The organism is Bradyrhizobium sp. CSA112 (genome assembly GCF_029051645.1).
GTDB lineage: Bacteria > Pseudomonadota > Alphaproteobacteria > Rhizobiales > Xanthobacteraceae > Bradyrhizobium.
In genome coordinates, this window is the sequence record NZ_JAACFS010000034.1 from 62,934 (window position 1) to 83,141 (window position 20,208).

Here is a 20,208-nt window from a genome sequence, read left to right on the forward strand (position 1 = left end):
TCTCCCCGCAAGAGCGGGGAGAGGGAGAAGCGTGCGGCTACACCGCCGTCGTATCATGCTCCCTCGCAAATTCCCCGCCCGGAATCGAATCGAGCAGTGCCTGCGTATACGGGTGCTGCGGGTTGCCGAAGACCTCGCCCGCCAGTCCGTGCTCCACCACCGCGCCATCCTTCATCACGGCGACGAGGTCGCAGATTTGCGCGGCAACGCGCAGGTCATGTGTGATGAACACGATGGAAAGCCCGAGCCGCGCGCGCAGTTCGGCGAGTAGCTTCAGCACCTGCGCCTGCACGGAGACGTCGAGCGCCGACACCGGCTCGTCCGCCACCAGCACTTCCGGCTTCAGCGCCAGCGCCCGTGCCAGCCCGATGCGCTGGCGCTGGCCGCCGGAGAATTCATGCGGATAGCGGTCGGCGGAGGAAGGATCGAGCCCGACCAGCGAAAACAGCTCCTTCGCATCCGCAATCGCTTCCGCCCGCGGCGTGCCGTGCACGATCGGGCCTTGCGCCACCAGTTCGGCCGCCTTGCGGCGCGGATTGAGGGACGCGAATGGGTCCTGAAACACCATCTGGATATGGCGCGTCTCGCGGCGGACTTCTTCGCGCGGCATCTTCGCCCAGTCGCTGCCATCGAGCACGATCGATCCGGCATCCGGATCGATCAGCCGCACGATGCAGCGCGCCAGCGTGGATTTGCCGGAGCCGGACTCGCCGACGATGCCGAGCGTGGCGCCGCGCGGCAGGTTGAGCGACACGTTTTTGACGGCCGGCGTCACCCGCGCGCCGCGCCCCAAAAAGCCGCCGGTGCGGTAAGTCTTCGAGACATCCGTGATCGTCAGGATGTTGTCGGCCGCGAGTGCGCGCGGCGGCGGTGCCTTCAGCGGCGGGACGGCGGCGATGAGCTGTTTGGTATAGGCATGCTGCGGGTGGTGCAGAACGTCTGAAGCCGTGCCCTGTTCGACGATGACGCCGTGCTGCATCACCCCCACGCGATCGGCGATCTCGGCGACCACGCCGAAATCATGGGTGATGAACATGACGGCGGTCTTGCGGCGCTGCTGCAGGTCACGGATCAGTTTCAAGATCTGCGCCTGCGTTGTGACGTCGAGCGCCGTCGTCGGCTCGTCTGCGATCAGCAGCTTTGGATCGAGCGCCAGCGCCATCGCGATCATGGCGCGCTGGCGCTGGCCGCCGGAGAGCTCATGCGGATAAGCCCTTGCCGCAACCTTGGGATCTGGAATGCGGACGTCCGCCAGCAGCGCCAGCACCCGCGTATTGATCTCGGCTTTCGACAATCCGGTGTGGATCGAAAACATTTCGGCGATCTGGTCGCCGATGGTGCGGAGCGGGTTGAGCGCCGTCATCGGCTCCTGGAAGATCATCGCAATACCGGCGCCGCGCACTTCGCGCATTTCAGCAACAGATGCCGCGCAGAGGTCGCGGCCCTCGAACATCACCCGCCCGCTGCCGATCGTCACCTCATTGGGCAACAGCCGCATGACGGCATTCGCCATCATCGACTTGCCGGAGCCGGATTCGCCGACCACGCAGAGGATTTCGTTGGAAGCGATCTCCAGCGACACATCCCTGAGCGCATGCGTCCGGTCGGCGCCGCGGGGCAGGCGGACACCCAGGCGATCGAGCGAGAGGATGGTTTCTTTCCCGCTCATCGGCCCTTGAGCCTCGGGTTGAGCGCGTCGTTGAGGCCTTGACCGACCAGCGACACCGCGAGCACGGTGACGAGGATGGCGATGCCAGGGATCGCCGAGACGTACCACTGCACCCGCAGCACGTCGCGGCCGAGGCCGATCAGGTTGCCCCATGATGCCACGTTGGGATCGGAGAGCCGCAGGAAAGCGAGAGCGCTTTCAAGCAGGATCGCGACCGCCATCACAACGCTGGCATAGACGATGACCGGCGGCAGCGCATTGGGCAGGATCTCGCCAAAGATGAGCTGGATGTTTTTCATGCCGAGCGTGCGCCCGGCCTGGACGAATTCGCGGTTCCGCAAGGACAGGAACTCCGCGCGGGTCAGCCGCGCCGGCGCCGGCCATGATACCACGCCGACCGCGATGGTGACGGTCGTCAGCGTCGAGCCGAACACCGCGACCAGCACCAGCAGCAGCACGAAATTCGGCAGGGTCTGAAACGCTTCCGTGATCCGCATCAAGACATTATCGACCCAGCCGCCGTAATAGCCGGCGAAGGCGCCGACGAGGATCCCGATCAGGATCGCGATCGCGGTGGCGACGCCGCCGATCAAAAGCGATATCCGCGCGCCATAAAAGATCTGCGCGGCGATATCGCGTCCGGAATTGTCAGTGCCGAGCAGGAAACGCGGATTGGAGAACGGCCAGACCAGCGGCCGGCCGGCGAGCGCCAGCGGATCGCGCGGATAGAGCCAGCCGGCCGAGACCGCCATCGCGATCACGATCAACAGAAGAATCAGGCCGGCGACCGCGGCGGGGCTTCGGAAATAGCGCTTGACCGCATCCATGGCGTCAGCCTCCCGCCGTGATGCGCGGATCGAGCCGCGCATAAATGAGGTCGACCACGAAGTTCACTGATATCACGAGCAGCGCCGAGACGAACACGATGCCGAGCAGCGTATTGAGGTCGCGCTGCACCACCGATTCATAGGCGAGCCGCCCAAGCCCCGGCAGCGAGAATACGCTCTCGACGACTACCGATCCGCCGAGCATGGTGCCGGCCTGCAGCCCGATCAGTGTCACCATCGGCAGCAGGGCGTTGCGGAGCACGTGCCGCGTCACCACGCGGGTCTCGTCCAGCCCCTTGGCGCGCGCGGTGCGGACGTAGTCGAGGTTGAGCACTTCCAGCATCGACGCGCGCATGATGCGTAAGTAAATCGCGAGGAAGATCAGCCCGAGCGTCAGCGTCGGCAGCACCAGATGGCTCGCGATATCCAGCACGCGCCAGATGCCGGTCCGCACCGTTCCGATATCCTCGAAGCCGCCCGGCGGCAGCCACTGCAGGTAAACCGAGAACACCACGATCGCCATCAGCCCGAACCAGAACGAGGGCGTTGCATAGAAGATCAGGCCCAGGGTGGAGATCAGCGTATCCGGCCAGCGGTTGACGCCGCGGGCGGCGATCACGCCGAACACGAGGCCGAAGAAGAACGCAAAGGACAGCGACGCGGTCATCAACAGGATGGTCGGCGGCAGCCGCTCGATAATGACCGAGGATACCGGCTTGCCGTAGATCGAAGAGAAGCCGAGATCGAGCCGCACCAGGCGCCAGAGGTAGTTGCCGAGCTGGGCCGGGATCGAGAGGTCGAGCCCGTAGAATTTGCGCAGCTCCTTGGCGGTTGCAGCGTCGCCGCCGCCCATCTGCGCCATCATGGCGTCGACGGTGTCGCCCGGCGCGAACTGCAGCAGCAGAAACACGCCGATCAGGATAAGGATAAGGGTCGGGATCGAGGCGGCGAGCCGCCGCCCCGCAAGGCCGAGGATGCGCATGGACCTATCCTGGCGGATATCGGCTTAAGCCGAAAGCCAAAGATCGTGCCAACTCGTCGAGCCCCAACGCGGCGTATTGGAATGGTTGCGCGCCTTTGCCGTAATCGTGGTGACGAAAATCTGCTCGATCGGCATCCAGACCGGCAGCTCGGTATTCACCTCCTTGACGAACTGGGCATAGAGCGCCTTGCGCTTGGCCGGATCGACTTCGGTCGCGGCATCATCGATGGTCTTGTCGACGTTCTTGTCCTCCCAGCCCCATTGATTGGTCCAGGGCGCGCCCTTTGGCTGGCCGGAGCGATACCAGACCGTGGTCGAGACGGCGGGATCGTTGCGGTATTGATGCCAGCCGGTGGCGATATCGAAAGCGTGCTCGTCATAGACCTGCTTGAGGAAGCCGCCGCCATCGTTACGCACGATCTCGACGGGAATGCCGATCTCGCCGAGCGATTGCTGGATGAAGGTCGACCACAGCGAGATGTCCTCGCCCCAGGGGGCGGGCAATAGCTTCAGCGAGAAGCGCGTGCCGCCGCGGCCCGCCTTGAAGCCGGCTTCGTCGAGTAGCGCGGCCGCCTTGGCCTTGTCGTAAGGATATTGCGGTGTGTTCGCACCCGGGTAGAAATCGGCCGAGGTCGAGGGGATCGGCCCTGTGCCGAGTTTTGCGAAATCGCCGAGGAAATTGTCGATGAAGAACGGCACGTTGATCGCATGCGCGATCGCGCGGCGAACCTTGATGTCGGACAATTCCTTGCGGCGAAAGTTGAACTCGAGCGTGTTGGTGCGGGCGTTGCCTTCATTGCCCTTGGTGGAAACGATGAAGCGCTTGTCCTTGCCGAGCCGCGCGAGGTCCGAGATCGTCAGCCCGGAATACGGCGAGTAGTGCAGCTCGCCGGCTTCCATCTGTGCGGCGGCGGCAGCGCGGTCGGTGATCACGCGCCAGACGATGCGGTCGAGATAGGGCGCGTTGGGCCGCCAGTAATTCTCGTTGCGGTCGGCGATGACATATTGCCCGCGCTCATATTTGACGAACTTGAACGGACCGGTGCCGACGGGCGCGAGGTTGGTCGGGTTCTGGCGGATATCGCCGCTCTCATAGAGGTGCTTGGCCGAGACATAGCCGAGGTCGGGCAGGGCGCGCAGCAGAAGGTTCAGCGGCATCGGCCGCTCATACTTGAAGATTGCGGTATGCGCGTCAGGCGTTTCGACCGCGGTCAGGAAGAGCTGCAGCGTCGATCCGTAGTTGAGGATCTTCTTCCACATGTTCATGGCGGTGAATTCGACGTCGGCCGAGGTGAACGGCTTGCCGTCGTGCCAGGTGATGCCCTGGCGCAGCTTGAAGATCACCGTCTTGCCGTCGGGGGTGGCTTCCCAGCTTTCGGCGAGCACGCCGACCGGCTGGCCGTTGGCGTCGAGATCGACGAGGTTTTCCTGGATCTTGCCGCCGATAATGTAGACGCCGGTGGAAGCCTGAATGCTCGGATTGAGCTGGCGCTGCTCGGCGCCGTAATGGACATTGAACACGCCGCCCTTGCGCGGCGTTTCCTGCGCAAAGGCCTGCATCGGATTGATCACGTTGGCCGCGATGGCCGCCGACGTCAGCAGCGCGGTGCGGCGATTGATCTCAAGGCGCGTCAAATCCATGCGAAGTCTCCGAACACAATATTGATGGCGGACCATTCAGAATTGATGGCGGACCATTCAGACGTCCGCCTTGAGACCGATGTTACGCTGGAAGGCGAACGCGAGTCATTTTCTAATCGCGGGGCGAAGCGGAAAATCCTTTCTGAAAACAACGTGCTCACCGCCTGTTCAGCCTGCTCATTCTGGTGCACCGGGGGCAAAGATCTGGGCTCGCCAGAATAGAGGCTGAGGGAGGGGCGCAGTCTGAGATTGCCGGGAAAGCGCCCGGATAAGGTGCCTCAAAGCCCTTAAAAACAGGGTCCGGCGGCTCCGGAGGCCAAAAAACCAGCCAAAATTGGACGAATCAGTGCAACTCGACTAGCGAGATAGCTGTGCAGAATGTCGGAAACCCTGTTTTTTAGGCGGTTTCCGCCATATCGTCGCCTGTGCCAGAATCAATGGAGCAACCATGGCTACCCAAATGTCTAAGTCGCAGCTGATCGAGAAGATCGCGACCACCACCGAAGTTTCGAAGAAGGAAGTCAAGAACGTGATGGACACGCTCGTTGACGTTGGCCACAAGGAGCTCAAGAAGAACGGGGTATTCCTCGTCCCCGGCTTCGCGAAGTTCGTCGTGGTCAAGAAGCCCGCGACCAAGGCCCGGAAGGGCACCAACCCCTTCACGGGCGAGGAAATGATGTTCAAGGCCAAGCCGGCCCGCAAGATCGTCCGGGCCCGCCCGGTCAAGGCCGCCAAGGACGCGGTTTAAGAAAAGCGAAAAGGCCCCCGGCGACGGGGGCCTTTTTGTTTTCTTCACCTCGCGCTGTCGTCCCTGCGAACGCAGGGACCCATACCGCGTGATTTCTCTTGTGGCGCCGTGGCAGACGCCGTCCTTCCAAACGAAGGCCTGTGGTTATGGGTCCCTGCGTTCGCAGGGACGACGTGGGGAGAGAGTTCGTGCAAGTCATCCCGCCACAGGTCGTCATCCCCGCAAGAGCGGGGCGAGGGAGAAGATGCGGCCGCATCTAGTCACTACACCACCGGCGAACGGCCGCCGTCGACATTGATGGCGGTGCCGGTGATGAACGAGCCCTGGTCGGAGGCGAGGAAGCAGGCCAGGTTGGCGAATTCCTCCGCCGTGCCGATGCGCCCCAGCGGGGTGCCCTTGGCGAGGTTGTCGGCAAACAGCTCGAAGTCCATGTCCGGCGCCTGCGCGGCGTGCCGCTTCACCCATTGATCGCTCATGATCAGGCCGACCAGCATGGCATTGACCAGGATGTTGTGCTCGCCGCCTTCGCTCGCCATCACCTTGGTCAGGGCCATGCCGGCCGCCCGCGAGACCGAGGTCGGCGCCGAAGACGCCGCCGGCGCCTTGGCGTAGGTATTAAGCACGTTGATGATGCGGCCCCATTTGCGCGCCTTCATGCCCGGCCAGACCAGCCGGCTGAAGCGGATCGCCGCAAACAGTTTGAGGTCGAGATCTTCCTGCCAGGCCTCGTCGGAGATGTTCTCGAACGCCATCGTCCGTGCCGTTCCCGCATTGTTGATGAGGATGTCGACCGGGCCGAGATCGGCGACAATCTTCTCGTGGGCGCTTGCAATATCTGATGCCTTCGAGACGTCGCAGATATAGTCACGGACCGCGATGCCGTCCTTGGCGAGTTGTTCCCGAGCCGCCTTCAGATCGGCCGCGCCGCGCGCGAGGATCGCCACTTTGGCCTCGGAGGCGGCGAACTGCCTTGCAACCGCGAGCCCAATCCCCTTGCTGCCGCCGGTGACGACGGCGACTCTGTCCTTCATCGTGACTTGCATGTTGTTCTCCCGATCGCGGTCGATGACGATCCCGTGAATGCCGGAAATACTATCCGGTTCGGAAGGCGCTTTAGACAAGGATTTTTCCTGTCTGCCGCCACCGGGAATGGCATCGTTGCTATTTTCGCCGCGGGCTTGTGGGGCTCGGCGGCCGGGCCAAAATCAAACAGAACAAACAATGGAGTCCAGGAGACCACCATGGGCCTGCAGCAAGCAAAACTCGAATCGCTCCCCTTCGTCACGGCCGAGCTGAACTATCTCGCGCCGACGGCGGGAAAGCCGCGCACCTACGCCTTCGATCCGCCGCCGGGCGAACCCAAATCGACCGCACTGCCGGAGCCGCACAACGTCCCGATCTTCGATGCACGCCTGATCGCCGGCAACCTTTCTCTGGACCGCGAAGGTTTTGCGTTGGTCCGCCACCCCACCATCGTCAGGAATTTCTATGACGAGAAGGAAGTGAAGAACGTCTACTATCCCGCCGTGGAAGCCTTCCTGAAGGCGACGCTGAAAGCGGATCGCGTCTTCATCTTCGACCACACTGTGCGCAAGCGCGTGGAGGGGGCCGCCGATATCAGGGGCGCCGGACCGCGCCAGCCGGCGACGCGCGTCCATGTCGACCAGACAGACAAATCAGGCGCCAACCGCGTTCGCGAACATCTTCCCGATGAGGCGGATGAACTCCTTAAGGGGCGCGTGCAGGTCATCAATGTGTGGCGGCCGATCCGGGGGCCGTTGCGCGATGCGCCGCTTGCGATGTGCGACGGCCAGACGGTCGAGGCGAGCGATCTCGTCGCGTCCGACCTGATCTATCCGAACCGCAGCGGCGAGACCTATTCCGTGAAATACAATCCGAACCATCGCTGGTACTACATCCCGGAAATGCGGACCGACGAGGCGCTGCTGCTGAAGTGCTATGATTCCGCAACCGACGGCCGCACGCGGTTCGGGCCGCACACCGCCTTCACCGATCCGACCACGCCCGTCGATGCAGCCCCGCGCGAAAGCATCGAGATGCGGACACTGGTGTTCCACAGGAACTGAACGGCGCGATAGGCGGATTCGCGTTCCCACTCTATTGGTGATACCTCGCCCCAAACAGTTTTTGGGGCGAGACGACGCATGGACGGCAAGGCCGGTGACGCTGATATCAACATCCGCGTCCTGATTTTTGCGCTTATGGCGCTGGCTTGCTGCCACATGCTGTCGACGCTGCTGCGGACCATTCCGGCCATCAGCCTTGACGTGATGGCGGCCGACTTCGCTACTGCGCCGCAGACGCTGGCGAGCCTCACCTCGATCTATCATTTTGCCTTCGCCGCCTCGCAGATTCCGGTCGGCGCCGCGATGGATCGGTTCGGCGTGCGGCCGGTTTCACTGAGCCTCCTGGCCGGAACCATTGTCGGCGCGCTGGCGTCCGGGCTCGCCACCGGGCCGGAGGGGTTTCTGTTCGGGCAATTCCTGCTCGGCGCGGCCACGTCGGGCATGCTGATGTGCCCGATGACGCTGGCCGCCAAGCAGATGTCGGCGTCGCGCTTCGGCCTGTGGTCCGGGATCATCCTGTCGATTGGCAATATCGGCATGCTGCTGTCGGCGAGCCCGCTGGCCTTCGTCGTCGAACTCTGGGGATGGCGCGCGGGATTCTGGATCTCCGCCGGCTTCGGCGCCGTGGTTGCGATCGCTGTATTCGCGTTGGTTCCGAAACAACCGGCCACGCACGCCGATCAGTCTTCGCCATTGTCGCAGATGGCCGAAGTGCTGCGCATCGGGCTGTCGTATCAGCTTCGCGGCCTGATCGCGCTGGCGCTGGTGTCGCTCGCAGCCTCGCTGGTGCTGCGGGGATTGTGGGGCGGCCCATGGCTGATGGAGATCAAGGCGCTCGGCCGCATCGAGGCAGGCAATGCGCTTGGCGTGTTCACGCTCGCCTTGATCGCAGGACCGGTGCTGATGGGGATTCTCGATCGCACCATCGGCCATCGCCGCGAAGTGCTGGCCGCCACCCATTCCTTTGCCGCGTTGCTGCTCGCCCTGATGGCGGCCGGCGCCCCGCATTATCCGCTGTCCGAACTACTCGGCGTGAAAGCCGTGCCGGCACAGATCGACGGCGCGCTGTTCGTCCTGATCGGCATCGCGATATCGAGGCAGCCGCTGCTCTTTGGCATGACGCGGCAACTCGCAGGCCCGCAGAATGCCGGCAAGGCGCTGTCAGCAATCAACCTCGCATTTTTCCTCGGTGCCGCATTGATGCAATCGACGACGGGCGTGGTGGCAACCATCTTCGGGCTGCCTGCAGTGCTGCTATTCATGGCCGCGACCTTGATCGTCGGGACGATTGTTTTTTTGATGTACACGTAGGATGGGTGGAGCGTAAGCGATACCCATCAATTGCCGGTCGAAGCGTGATGGGTTTCGCTACGCTCTATCCATCCTACGAAGAGGCAGCCGCATGTACCCTGATCCGGACTCGTCATCGCAGAAAATGTACGACCGCGCGCTGGCGAGCCTGCCCGGCGGCAACACGCGCACCACCGTATTCATGAAGCCCTATCCGATCTACGCCGCGCGCGGCGAGGGCTGCCGGGTCTGGGATCTCGACGGCAACGTCTACATCGACTGTATCAACAATTTCACCTCGCAGATTCACGGCCACGCGCATCCCGCATTGATCAAGGCAGCGACGACGCAGCTCGCGCTGGGCTCGGCGTTCGGCCTGCCGACAGAATCCGAGGTTGATCTTGCCGAGCTCCTGGTTTCGCGGCTGCCGTCCGTCGATCAGATACGTTTCGCCAATTCCGGCACCGAAGCCGTGATGATGGCGCTGAAGGCGGCGCGTGCACATACCGGCCGTCCAAAAATCGCCAAATGCGAGGGCGCCTATCACGGCTCCTATGACTACGCCGAGGTGAGCCTCGATCCCACGCCGGAAGACTGGGGCCGCAACGCGCCGGTGTCGGTGGCCTACGCCAGGGGCACGCCGGACAATGTGCTGGCTGACGTCGTCGCCATTCCCTTCAACGATACGGAAGCGGCCGTCAGCCTGATCCGTGAGCATGGCGAGGGGCTCGCCTGCGTGCTGGTCGATCCGATGCCGAACCGCGCCGGGCTCGCGCCGGCGGATCACGCTTATCTGGAGGCACTCCGAAAAGTCACACGCGAGGTTGGCGCGCTCCTGATCTTCGACGAAGTCATCACCTTTCGCCTCGGCTATCGCGGCGCGCAGGGCATCTGGAATATCGATCCTGATCTGACCACGTTGGGAAAAATCATCGGCGGCGGCTTTCCAGTCGGCGCGATCGGCGGCCACCGGGACGTCATGGCCGTGTTTGATCCGCGCCCGGGCAAGCCGGCGCTGCCCCATGGCGGCACGTTCTCCGCCAATCCAGTGACGATGCGCGCAGGAATCGCCGCGATGGAGCTGCTCGACGATGCGGCGTTTGCGCGCCTCGATGCGATGGGGCGGGCCGTTCGAGCCGGCATCGACGACGCGTTTCGCCGCCACGGCGTGCCCGGCGGCACGGTGGGCTTGGGTTCGCTGCTCAAGATTCATTTCACCGATCGCCCGATCCGCGACTATCGCTCGGCCTATTTGACTGAGGAGGAAGCGCGGCATCAGGCGGTTTTCAACCGCGCGCTGCTCAATCGCGGCGTGCTGTCCGCGGGAAATGGCTTGATGGCATTGTCGACCCCGATGACGGATGCCGATATACATGCGATCATTGATGCGGCTTCGAGCGCGCTTCAGGAAGTCGCACGGACGTTGTGATCAACGACGTTGCGTAGGATGGGTGGAGCGCAAGCGATACCCATCATGTACGGCACGTGATAGTGATGGGTATCGCTTCGCTGCACCCATCCTACGAAACCAATAACAAACGGCACCGAATGTCCGCCAAGATCGATCCCATCACGCGCTCCGTCGTCCAGCACCGCCTCAGTTCGATCGTGAAAGAGATGGGCGAGGCGATGCTTCGCACCTCCTATTCGCAGATCCTCAATTCCAGCCGCGATTTCTCGCTGGCGATCTGCGACACGAGCGCACGACTGATCGCACAGGCGGATCACTTACCTGTCCATGTGGGCGCGCTGCCATGGGCGACGCTCGCGGTCGAGGAGCGGTTCAAGGACGTGAGGCAAGGCGACGTCATCCTGCTCAACGATCCCTATTACGGCGGGAGCCATCTTCCTGACTTGACCGCCTTCGTCCCGGTCTTTGCCGGGGACAAGCGGCTGCTCTGGACCATCGTGCGCGCCCATCAGAGCGACATCGGCGGCGCCACCCACGGCGCCTATAATCCCGCCGCCACCGAGATCTATCAGGAAGGCCTGCGCGTCCCGCCGATCAAGCTTTATGAGGCCGGCAGACTGCGGGACGATCTGCTCGATCTATTGGCGCTGAATATCCGCAACCCCCGCGAATTCCGCGGCGACCTCGCGGCGATGCTCGGCGCGGCGCATCTCGGCGAGCGGCGGCTGTCGCGGCTGTTTGCCGAATTCGGCGCGCCGGTGGTGGAAGCCGCCATGGAAGCGATCCTCGATGCGACGGAGCAGCAGACGCGGGCTGTCGTCTCGACATGGAAGGACGGCGTGTTCCACGGCGAGGCGTTTCTCGACGACGACGGCCACGGCCGCACGGACCTCCGCATCGCTGCCAAGGTCACCAAGAAGGGCAGCGACGTCGAGGTCGACCTCTCCGACTCCGATCCGCAGTCGACCAGCTTTGTAAATTCCTCGCATGCCAACATGCAGGCGGCGGTGGCGATGGCCTTTGCCTATCTGATCGACGCCGAGATTCCCAAAAACACCGGCGCGCTGCGCCCGCTGAAGGTCGTTGCAAAACAGGGCACGGTGGTGTGGGCCGATCCGGGCCGGCCGGTGACGCTGTGCACCAGCCATCCCTCGAATGAAATCGTAGAAGCCATCGTGAAGGCGCTGTCGGCGTCGTGCCCGGAACGCGCGATGGCCGGCTGGAGCCGCCGATTCCGGATCGCGATCCAGGGCGAGGACCCGCGCACGGGAAAGAATTTCATCTGGCACCTGTTCCAGGCGCGGCCCGGCGGCGGCGCGTCGTCGGGCGGCGACGGCTGGTCGTCGATCGGAGAGTGGCATTCGGTCGGCGGGCTGAAGTTCGGCAGCTTAGAGGTCGCCGAAGTGCGTTTCCCGCTGCATTTCCGCCGCCACGAATTCCGCCCCGGCTCCGGCGGCGACGGCCAGCATCGCGGCGGCCTCGGTGTGTCGCTCGATCTGGTGCTGGAAACTGAAAAGATCGCGAAAGGCAACACCGCGGGCGACGGCGCGCGGCACGGTCCCTGCGGGATGCTCGGCGGCGAGGACGGCAAGCCGCATCACTATCGTCTGCTCTCCGAAGGTTGCGAGCCGCGCGTGCTGCGTACCAAGGAAGTCGGCATCGAGCTGCGGCCCGGCGATTGCCTTGAGATCCGTTCCTCGGGCGGCGGCGGCTGGGGTCCGCCTGACAAACGATCGGCGGAAGCGCGCCGGCGCGACCGCGAGCAGGCCCTGACTGATGTCGCGGCGGAGCAGGCGTCCTCATGATGTTCAGAATAGGCGTTGACGTCGGCGGGACCTACACCGATCTCGTGGCCACGGACGAGAGTGGGCGGACGATATTTGCAAAATCGCCATCGACACCGGCGGATCAATCGCTCGGCGTGATGACGGGCCTGGAAGAACTAGCGCGGCGGCTGAACGTCACGCGCGCGGAAATGCTGGCCTCGACCGACCGGCTGGTTCACGGCACAACGGTTGCCACCAATGCGCTGTTGGAGCGCAAAGGCGCAAAGGTCGCGCTCTTGACCACCGAAGGCCATCGCGACGTCATCGAGATGCGCGAGGGTCTCAAGCCGGATCGCTACGATTTGCGTTCGCCGCCGCCGGAACCGCTGGTGCCGCGCGAACGGCGCTTCGGCGTCACGGAGCGGCTCAGGGCCAATGGTGAAGTCCTGACTCCGCTCGATCCAAAATCGCTCGACGACGCGATTGCCGGTATCAGGAGATCAGGCGCGACCTCGGTCGCGGTGTGCTTCCTCCATTCCTATCTCAATCCAGTGCATGAACTCGCGGCCGTCGAGCGGCTGAAGCAGGCGCTGCCTGACATCAGCATCTCGCGCTCCAGCGACGTGCTGCCGCAAATCAAGGAGTATGAGCGCGTCTCGACCACGATCGTGAACGCTTATGTCGAGCCGATCGTGCAGCGCTATCTGACCAATCTCGAAGCGAGTCTCACGGAAGCCGGCTTCAAGGGCAGTCTGTTTGTCGTGCTGTCGCATGGCGGCATGGCCCCGGTCGAGGAAGCCTCGCGGCTTGCCGCAGGCACGGTGCTGTCGGGACCCGCGGGCGGCATGTCCGGTGGCCGGCGCTGTTCTGAGCTGGTCGGCATTCCCGACCTCGTGCCGTTCGACATGGGCGGCACCTCGACCGACATCTCGCTGATCTCGGGCGGGCAGGCGTCGCTCTCCGCCGACGGCATGCTGGCCGGCCAGCGCATCGCGTTGCGGAGCCTTGACATTGCGAGCATCGCCGCAGGCGGCGGCTCGATCGCCAGCGTCGATGCCGGCCGCACGCTGCGGGTGGGGCCGGAGAGCGCAGGCTCGGTGCCGGGCCCGGCCTGCTATGGCAATGGCGGCTTGGCCGCGACCGTCACCGACGCCAATGTCGTGCTCGGCTATCTCGATGCCGCAGCCTTCATGGGCGGCAAGCGCCCGCTCGACCGTGCGGCGTCGGAAGCCGCGGTCGACCGCATCGCGAAATCGATGGAGCTGTCGCGCGTCGAGGCCGCCGCTGGCATCTACCGCATGATCAATCTGAACATGGCCGACGGCATTCGCCTGATGACGCTGCGCCGCGGCGTTGATCCCCGCAAATTTGCGCTGCTCAGTTTCGGCGGCGCAGCCGGCCTGCACGCGGCGGAAGTGGCGCGCGAACTCGAGATCAAGCGCATCATCGTGCCGACGGTGGCCTCGGTGCTGTCGGCCTGGGGCATGCTGACCAGCGATCTCCGCTACGAGGTCAGCCGCACGCATTACGGCGCCGGCGCGCGCATCACCGCCGATGAAGTGCGCGGGCTGTTCGCCGGGCTGGAACAGCAGGCCGCCGGCCGGCTGCGCTCATGGTTCAACGGCCCCGTTTCAATCGAGCGCTCCGCCGAGATGCGCTACGGCGAGCAGATCTTTGAGATCGACGTATCGCTCGACGGCCTCGACTGGACCGCCGCCGATCTCGTCGACCGCATCGAGGACCGCTTTCACCTCAGGCACGAGGAATTATACACCTACGCCTCGCGCGGCCAGGAAGTCGTCTTCGTCAACGCCCGCGTCGCCGCCGTCGGCGAGGTCGCGCGGCAAGACGAGGGCGCGCGGGAGGACGCGGCGTCCAGCGCCTGTGCGCCACGCAACCGGCGGCAGGCCTTCTTCGGCGGCTGGTGCGAAGTCCCTGTCTATGCGCTCGATGAGCTGCGGCCCGGGCACACTTTGACCGGCCCTGCAATCATCGAAGCCGAGACCACGACCGTGCTCGTCGACACCGGCGACCGCGTCACGGTCAATGCGTTGGGCTGGCTGGATATCGCGCTACGCTGACATGTAGGATGGGCGGAGCGAAGCGATACCCATCAACTTTGTGCGTTGTCATTGATGGGTATCGCTGCGCTCCACCCATCCTACGGGCTACGTTGCTGCTCAATCGGTGCATTACCGATTTCGACCCCTACACGGCCAATCTCGACCATGCACACGGCCAAGACCCAATTCGTTCGCCAGCCACAACGGAACCGTTGCCTCTTGAGGCCCTTCGCGTATCACTGGCACTACGGGCCCGCCGCATGGATCGACCCGGTCGTCCTCAGGGCGATAACGATATCGTGGAACGATATTGTAATCCCAGTAGGGAGTTGGCCTTACGATGGGCACCCTGATGATGGGCCTTTCCCGTGGTTCACGAACGACTTGGGCCGTCTGCGCATGCGCTGGGGTACCAAACGTGCCCAGGTTACACAGGACCAAGGCCGCTCCCAAAGCTACGATTGTTATCCTCATGCCTCGACCTCCTTGCCACACACTGCTTAGATGCAAATCGGATATCCAGCGATGTTCGAATTCGTGCCGCTGCTGAGGGTATATCGGACATCAAACACGCCTGAACCGCAACGTCTCATTTTATGAAGACTGGCGACCCATTTGGCGTGGCAATGCCGCGCCGCCAACATTTCATTTTAACAACCTGAACTCCCGCGCTATCATCGTCATCGTTGGGTGGCGTCACGAGCTCTGAACAGCTCGGGTTCGAGGGCCGCGTTGATGAAAACAAGAATAAAATGGCTTTCACCAGCCTTCTTCGCCGCGTTTTTGTTGGCATCGATTTTGGCCGCAGTGCAGCCGGCCCGCGCTGCCGGCGTGACGGATACCGAAATCCGCATCGGCAACATCATGCCCTATACGGGGCCGTTGGCCGCGTTCGCTTCGATCGGCAGGGCTGAAGCCGCCTATTTCGACATGATCAACGAGCGCGGCGGCATCAACGGGCGCAAGATCAAATTCATCTCGCGCGACGACAGCTCCAATCCGAGAACGGCGGTCGAGCACACAAGTGAACTGGTCGAGCAGGAGCGCGTGCACCTGATGTTCGGATCGTTCGGCACGCCGAGCAATCTGGCAACGCGAACCTATCTCAATGAGAGAAGTATCCCCCAGCTCTTTGTCGCCTCCGGCGACGAGGAGTGGGCGCATCCGAAGCGATTTCCCTGGACTATGGGCTGGCAGCCGACGTTCCGGGCCGAAGGGCGGATTTATGCCAATTACATCCAGGCCACCTATCCGAGCAGGAAGATCGCCGTGCTCTGGCAGAACGATCAGTTTGGTCGTGACCTCTTCCGGGGATTGCAGGAGGGGCTCGGCCTTACCGCCAACATGATCGTGGCAGACATCGCCATCGAAGCGGACATGTCAATCGATACCCAGGTTGACATCCTCAAGAACTCCGGTGCTGAAGTGCTCGTGCTCAATTGCGCACCGCCGATCTCGGCGCGTGCGATCCGCAGGGCGGCCGAGCTGGGTTGGCATCCACAGTTGTTGCTGGTCAATGCGGCAGCTTCGATCGCGAACGCGCTGAGACCGGCGGGACTTCAGAATTCCGTCGGGGTGATCTCGACCTCGTTCCTGAAGGATGCCAGCGATACTACCTGGAAGGAAGATCCCGCCATCAAGGACTGGCTGGCGTTCATGGACAAATATTACCCTGATGGTGACAAGGAAGATGGCAACGCCATCTTCGGCTATGCGGCGGCGGCCACCCTAGTTCAGGTGTTGACCCAGTGCGGCGATGACCTGTCGCGCGAGAACATCATGCGGCAGGCGGCGTCCCTTAGGAATTAGCAAAGCCCGATAGCGCTTCCGGGAATTGCGATGACCACCGGGCCGGCCGACTTCCATCCGATCGAGCAGATGCGGCTGGTGCAGTTCGACGGCAATTCCTGGCAGCCGATCGGCGACGTAGTCGAGAGCGCGTTTCTGGGCGTGCCGGGCGATAAGTGATCGCAGAATGTGGGGTGAAGCGACCCGTCCGCTGCGCCCAACGAGCGCAACAATCACTAAAACCCTCATGGTGGGGAGGCGCCAACGGGTCCGCGCGTAGCGCGGCCCGATGACAGGCTCCGCGCCGTCTCGAACCATGAGGCCGGCTGGTGCCATTCATCCTTCGAGACGCGCGAAGACGCGCTCCTCAGGATGAGGTCTGCCAGCGCATAGGATGGCAAAGGCGCATTTGCGCCGTGCCCACCATCTATCCACGCGCGTCGTTAGGAATGGTGGGCACGCTTTGCCTTGCCCACCCTACAAAGCGTCAGCGCGGAGCGAGCCTATTTCTTCTGCCCGTAATTCAACAGCCCACCCTTGCTCTTCGGCGGATGGGCGCGCAGGCCTTCCTCGTTGGGCTCGGTGCCCCAGCCCGGACGATCCGGCATCACCAGGTGGCCGTCGACGATCTCGGGCACATGCGTAAACAGCTCATGATCCCATGCGAGACGATCGATGTCGGTCTCCATGATGCGCAGGTTAGGCACCGCGGCCGAGAAATGCGCGTTCTGCATGGTGCAGAGGTGGCCGTAGAAATTATGCGGGGCGACGTTGACCTCAAAATGCTCCGCGGCGGCGGCAATCTTCATCGATTGCCATACCCCGTTCCAGGGCGTGTCGATGATCGCGATATCCATTGCCTGTTCGTTGAAGTAAGGCAGGAATTCGCGCAGGCCCAGCAGTGTCTCGCAGGATGAGACCGGGTGCGGACTCTGGCGGCGGATGTAACCCAGCGCCTGCGGATTGAAGGTGTCGATCTCGACCCAGAACAAATCCATATCCTTGATGGCGCGGAGTATCTTCAGATACCCTTCCGTCTTGGCGTTGAAGTTGAGGTCGAGCAGCAGGTCGACGTCAGGCCCGGCACCGTCGCGGATCGCCTCCAGATGCATGCAGAGGTTACGCAGCACCTTGCGATCGACGTTGATCTCGGGCTCGAACGGCGAGCCGAAGCCTGGCCGCCAGCCCTGCGGCTTGCCGTCGGTATAGACGAAGATGTTGGTCTTCATCGCCGTAAAGCCCTTCTCGCGCACCTCGTTGCCGATCGACTTGACGCCGTCGAGGCCGGTGATGGCCGGCTTGAACCAGTCGGGATGGTTGATGCGCCAGGTCGCGCAGTGCGACCAGTAGACCCGGATACGGTCGCGGATCTTGCCGCCGAGCAGTTCGTAGCAGGGCACGCCCAGCGCCTTGGCCTTGACGTCGAGCAGCGCGTTCTCGATGGCGCCGAGCGCCAGCGCCACCACGCCGCCGGCGGCCGGCCGCGTCGCGGCAAACAGCTCCGCGTAGATCCGCTCATGCTGGAACGCGTTCTTGCCGACCACGCGCGCCCCGAGACGCTCGATCGCCGCGGTGACGCCCGGAGCACCAAAGCCCTCGTCATACTCGCTCCAGCCGACGATGCCGTCCTCGGTCATGATCTTGACGAAGTGGTAGTTCCGCCAGCCGGCGTCGCAGGCGAGCGTTTCGACGCTTCTTATCTGGGTTGCCTTTTTCATGATTTCCTGCCCCGGATGTTTGTTGTCGTTGGCCGATAACAACAATGGATTGGCGAGGACGTCAATCGCAGGGCGGCGCATAAGGCAGAGTACGACCTGCATGGTTCGAGACGCGCGGCTTTGCCGCGCTCCTCACCACGAGGGTCTTAGACCTGACGGTCTCAGACCTCATCCTGAGGAGGCGCGAAAGCGCCGTCTCGAAGGATGAAGCCGCCGACGGTGCGGCGCATCAATCTACGGAGCAAACAGCGTCGGCCTCCGCCGCTCGAACACCTGCCGCCCGTTCTTGAATCCCATCAGCATATCGGGCAGTTCCGCAATTGCATTGCGGCCACTATCCGTATCGAGGATGATCAGATCGGCCGGGTTGCCCGGCGCGATGCCGTAATCCCGCAAGTTCATCAGCCGCGCCGGCAACTCGGTGACGAGGTCGAGGCAGGCGTCGAACTCGCTGATGCCGGCGTGCGCGACATTCGCGTAGAAGTTCGCCATCCGTAGCAGCGAGGCGTCGCCGAACGGCGTGAACGGATTCAGCACATTGTTGGTTGCGACCGAACACACGACGCCGTTTTCGACGAGCTTGTGCGCCATCGTCAGCCCGCGCGGCGCATTATGCGTGGCGTCGCGGCCCATCAAATAGAGGTCGGTCGCGGGCAGCACGGTCACGGCGACGCCGGATTTTGCGAGGCGCTCGGTCGCCGCTTTCAGCCGGTCCGGCGGCAGCGCGGACAGTTTCGTCGCATGGCCGATCGCAACGCGGCCCTGGTAATTGCGCCGCTCAGCCTGCCGGCAGACCTCTTCGAGATGCCACCAGGACGGATCGAGATCGAAGTCGAGGTGCAGATCGATATCGACATCGAATTCCTGCGCGAGGTCGAAAACTCTTTCGAGATGCGCGTTCGGGTTGGTGTCCATGTAGGGACAGCCGCCGATCGCTTCGCCGCCGTCGCGCAGGGCCGCAATCAGCAGTTCCTCGGCGCCGGGGTCGTTGGTCAGGCCTTCCTGCGGAAATGTACAGATCGAGAGGTCGATCGCCCAGGCATAGTCGCGCTTCAGCGCCTTGACCGCCTCGAAGCCGCGCAAGCCTATGCGCGGATCGATCTCCACATGGGTGCGCATCCGCGTGGTGCCGTGCACGATGGCGCGCTCGATCACCCGCGCCCCGCGCGCATAGACGTCTTCCACCGTGAAATCGCGCTTCATCGCCGCGACCGCGGCGATCGCCTCGCCGACGCTGCCATGGTCGTGCCCGCAACGGCCGAGCAGGCAGGCCTTGTCGAGGTGAATATGCGTATCGACGAAACCGGGCAGGGCCAGTTTGCCGCCGACATCGATCTCGGCCGCCTCGCAGGCGAGGCGGGGTTCGATGGCGATGATACGTCCGCCGGCGACGCCGATATCGACCGGGATGGCTGAGGACCTGGTTCTGGCGTTGCGGAAGATCAGGTCGAAGGCGGTTTTCGTGGTCATCGGATCGGGTTGGGTGAATGTTATCCCGAACCTAGCGGATCGATGGCTGCGCGGCAGCTCCAGATTGTGTGCAGTTCACAGGCCAAATTGTTCAAAATATGTGCATGCAATTGGGAGGCCGGATTGTAATATTCTCCGGTCAGGAGAAATCGCCATGTCTGTTGCCGCCAAAGCCGAGAAGGGAATGTCCGACGCCGAGGTGGTCGAGGCCTACCTTACGGCTTCGATGATCCCGGACCCCGAGGCGGCCGCCGCCTACATGAAGCCCGGCACCATCATCACTTTTACCGGCGGCCGGGAGTTCGACCATCCCCGCGGCCCGACCGGCTTCAACGCGCGGCGCTATCGCTGGGTCAAGAAGAAGATGGACCGCTTCGACGTCTGCCCGGGCGCGGAGGAGACCGTCGTCTACAGCATCGGCACGCTCTACGGCGAATGGATCGACGGCACGCCGTTCGAAGGCAACCGCTACGTCGACCGCTTCGTGGTCAGGGGCGGCCAGATCGTGAAGATGGACGTCTGGAACGACAGCGCCGAGCGTATTCTGGTGCGGATGGGGATTGAGGTGTGAGGTTTCTTACCTCGCCCCGCTTGCGGGGAGAGGTCGGATCGCGCTTGCGATCCGGGTGAGCGACTATCTGGTTTGTCAAGTTGCATTGGCGTATTGGGCACGCGCGTCGCGTGCTTTTGCGTTGAGGCGGACGAGGAGTTTTCGGGCGAGCGCGATGCGAACGACCATTTTTTCCTT

At 63.4% G+C, this 20,208-nt stretch carries 16 protein-coding genes; 9 read left to right on the forward strand and 7 right to left on the reverse strand.

Annotated elements, in window-relative coordinates; all coding sequences use genetic code 11:
- Positions 1 to 37: 37 nt before the first annotated feature.
- From GWE18_RS33950 to GWE18_RS33965, 4 genes are read right to left on the reverse strand one after another with little or no spacing between them, the layout of a single operon-like run.
- Positions 38 to 1,669 carry an ABC transporter ATP-binding protein gene (locus GWE18_RS33950; RefSeq protein ID WP_275190022.1) on the reverse strand — a complete coding sequence of 544 codons (1,632 nt, stop codon included), beginning with the start codon at positions 1,667 to 1,669 and terminating at the stop codon, positions 38 to 40.
- Positions 1,666 to 2,496 (reverse strand): ABC transporter permease, encoded by an 831-nt coding sequence (locus GWE18_RS33955; protein ID WP_275190023.1) that lies wholly within the window; start codon positions 2,494 to 2,496, stop codon positions 1,666 to 1,668. The genes GWE18_RS33950 and GWE18_RS33955 overlap by 4 nt, the downstream gene beginning before the upstream one ends.
- Before the next feature lie 4 nt (positions 2,497 to 2,500).
- A complete protein-coding gene (locus GWE18_RS33960; protein WP_275190024.1) occupies positions 2,501 to 3,478 on the reverse strand; it encodes an ABC transporter permease in 978 nt (325 codons plus the stop codon).
- A gap of 24 nt (positions 3,479 to 3,502) precedes the next feature.
- Entirely contained in the window at positions 3,503 to 5,119 is a 1,617-nt protein-coding gene (locus GWE18_RS33965; RefSeq protein ID WP_275190025.1) for an ABC transporter substrate-binding protein, read from the reverse strand.
- Between the two features lie 448 nt (positions 5,120 to 5,567).
- Here GWE18_RS33965 and GWE18_RS33970 point away from each other — a divergent pair, with 448 nt between their 5' ends.
- Positions 5,568 to 5,867, forward strand: a complete 300-nt coding sequence (locus GWE18_RS33970) for an HU family DNA-binding protein (protein WP_057851696.1) — start codon at positions 5,568 to 5,570, stop codon at positions 5,865 to 5,867.
- 263 nt (positions 5,868 to 6,130) lie between these two features.
- On the opposite strand, the gene GWE18_RS33975 is transcribed toward GWE18_RS33970, so the two are convergent.
- Positions 6,131 to 6,988 (reverse strand): SDR family oxidoreductase, encoded by an 858-nt coding sequence (locus GWE18_RS33975; RefSeq protein ID WP_275190026.1) that lies wholly within the window; start codon positions 6,986 to 6,988, stop codon positions 6,131 to 6,133.
- A 120-nt stretch (positions 6,989 to 7,108) separates the two neighbouring features.
- On the opposite strand from GWE18_RS33975, the gene GWE18_RS33980 reads away from it, so the two are divergent.
- From GWE18_RS33980 to GWE18_RS42385, 7 genes are all read left to right on the forward strand, one after another.
- Complete coding sequence (locus GWE18_RS33980; protein WP_275190027.1) at positions 7,109 to 7,954, forward strand: CmcJ/NvfI family oxidoreductase; 846 nt, start codon at positions 7,109 to 7,111, stop codon at positions 7,952 to 7,954.
- Positions 7,955 to 8,032: 78 nt separating this feature from the next.
- Positions 8,033 to 9,265 carry an MFS transporter gene (locus tag GWE18_RS33985; protein WP_275190028.1) on the forward strand — a complete coding sequence of 411 codons (1,233 nt, stop codon included), beginning with the start codon at positions 8,033 to 8,035 and terminating at the stop codon, positions 9,263 to 9,265.
- A gap of 91 nt (positions 9,266 to 9,356) precedes the next feature.
- On the forward strand, positions 9,357 to 10,673 hold the full coding sequence (locus GWE18_RS33990) for an aspartate aminotransferase family protein (protein ID WP_275190029.1): 1,317 nt from the start codon (positions 9,357 to 9,359) through the stop codon (positions 10,671 to 10,673).
- A 119-nt stretch (positions 10,674 to 10,792) separates the two neighbouring features.
- The gene (locus tag GWE18_RS33995) at positions 10,793 to 12,460 is read left to right on the forward strand and encodes a hydantoinase B/oxoprolinase family protein (protein ID WP_275190030.1); all 1,668 of its coding nucleotides are present in this window, start codon (positions 10,793 to 10,795) and stop codon (positions 12,458 to 12,460) included.
- Entirely contained in the window at positions 12,457 to 14,502 is a 2,046-nt protein-coding gene (locus GWE18_RS34000; RefSeq protein ID WP_275190031.1) for a hydantoinase/oxoprolinase family protein, read from the forward strand. The genes GWE18_RS33995 and GWE18_RS34000 overlap by 4 nt, the downstream gene beginning before the upstream one ends.
- Before the next feature lie 717 nt (positions 14,503 to 15,219).
- Positions 15,220 to 16,293 (forward strand): ABC transporter substrate-binding protein, encoded by a 1,074-nt coding sequence (locus GWE18_RS34005; RefSeq protein WP_342804317.1) that lies wholly within the window; start codon positions 15,220 to 15,222, stop codon positions 16,291 to 16,293.
- 30 nt (positions 16,294 to 16,323) lie between these two features.
- On the forward strand, positions 16,324 to 16,452 hold the full coding sequence (locus GWE18_RS42385; protein ID WP_342804318.1) for a hypothetical protein: 129 nt from the start codon (positions 16,324 to 16,326) through the stop codon (positions 16,450 to 16,452).
- Positions 16,453 to 16,775: 323 nt separating this feature from the next.
- Here GWE18_RS42385 and GWE18_RS34010 read toward each other — a convergent pair whose 3' ends face one another.
- Both GWE18_RS34010 and GWE18_RS34015 read right to left on the reverse strand, forming a co-directional pair.
- Positions 16,776 to 17,990, reverse strand: a complete 1,215-nt coding sequence (locus tag GWE18_RS34010) for a mandelate racemase/muconate lactonizing enzyme family protein (RefSeq protein WP_275190032.1) — start codon at positions 17,988 to 17,990, stop codon at positions 16,776 to 16,778.
- A gap of 234 nt (positions 17,991 to 18,224) precedes the next feature.
- A complete protein-coding gene (locus tag GWE18_RS34015) occupies positions 18,225 to 19,460 on the reverse strand; it encodes an amidohydrolase family protein (RefSeq protein WP_275190033.1) in 1,236 nt (411 codons plus the stop codon).
- Positions 19,461 to 19,614: 154 nt separating this feature from the next.
- Here GWE18_RS34015 and GWE18_RS34020 point away from each other — a divergent pair, with 154 nt between their 5' ends.
- Entirely contained in the window at positions 19,615 to 20,031 is a 417-nt protein-coding gene (locus GWE18_RS34020) for a nuclear transport factor 2 family protein (protein WP_275190034.1), read from the forward strand.
- Positions 20,032 to 20,208: the final 177 nt, after the last annotated feature.

What these genes read in the sequence shown, in the direction of transcription:
- GWE18_RS33965 (WP_275190025.1), bottom strand. Translation starts at nt 5,119, where the DNA reads ATGGATTTGACGCGCCTTGAGATCAATCGCCGCACCGCGCTGCTGACG.
- GWE18_RS33980 (WP_275190027.1), top strand. Translation starts at nt 7,109, where the DNA reads ATGGGCCTGCAGCAAGCAAAACTCGAATCGCTCCCCTTCGTCACGGCC.
- GWE18_RS33990 (WP_275190029.1), top strand. Translation starts at nt 9,357, where the DNA reads ATGTACCCTGATCCGGACTCGTCATCGCAGAAAATGTACGACCGCGCG.
- GWE18_RS34005 (WP_342804317.1), top strand. Translation starts at nt 15,220, where the DNA reads ATGAAAACAAGAATAAAATGGCTTTCACCAGCCTTCTTCGCCGCGTTT.
- GWE18_RS34000 (WP_275190031.1), top strand. Translation starts at nt 12,457, where the DNA reads ATGATGTTCAGAATAGGCGTTGACGTCGGCGGGACCTACACCGATCTC.
- GWE18_RS33950 (WP_275190022.1), bottom strand. Translation starts at nt 1,669, where the DNA reads ATGAGCGGGAAAGAAACCATCCTCTCGCTCGATCGCCTGGGTGTCCGC.
- GWE18_RS34015 (WP_275190033.1), bottom strand. Translation starts at nt 19,460, where the DNA reads ATGACCACGAAAACCGCCTTCGACCTGATCTTCCGCAACGCCAGAACC.
- GWE18_RS33955 (WP_275190023.1), bottom strand. Translation starts at nt 2,496, where the DNA reads ATGGATGCGGTCAAGCGCTATTTCCGAAGCCCCGCCGCGGTCGCCGGC.
- GWE18_RS33995 (WP_275190030.1), top strand. Translation starts at nt 10,793, where the DNA reads ATGTCCGCCAAGATCGATCCCATCACGCGCTCCGTCGTCCAGCACCGC.
- GWE18_RS33960 (WP_275190024.1), bottom strand. Translation starts at nt 3,478, where the DNA reads ATGCGCATCCTCGGCCTTGCGGGGCGGCGGCTCGCCGCCTCGATCCCG.
- GWE18_RS42385 (WP_342804318.1), top strand. Translation starts at nt 16,324, where the DNA reads ATGACCACCGGGCCGGCCGACTTCCATCCGATCGAGCAGATGCGGCTG.
- GWE18_RS34010 (WP_275190032.1), bottom strand. Translation starts at nt 17,990, where the DNA reads ATGAAAAAGGCAACCCAGATAAGAAGCGTCGAAACGCTCGCCTGCGAC.
- GWE18_RS33985 (WP_275190028.1), top strand. Translation starts at nt 8,033, where the DNA reads ATGGACGGCAAGGCCGGTGACGCTGATATCAACATCCGCGTCCTGATT.
- GWE18_RS34020 (WP_275190034.1), top strand. Translation starts at nt 19,615, where the DNA reads ATGTCTGTTGCCGCCAAAGCCGAGAAGGGAATGTCCGACGCCGAGGTG.
- GWE18_RS33970 (WP_057851696.1), top strand. Translation starts at nt 5,568, where the DNA reads ATGGCTACCCAAATGTCTAAGTCGCAGCTGATCGAGAAGATCGCGACC.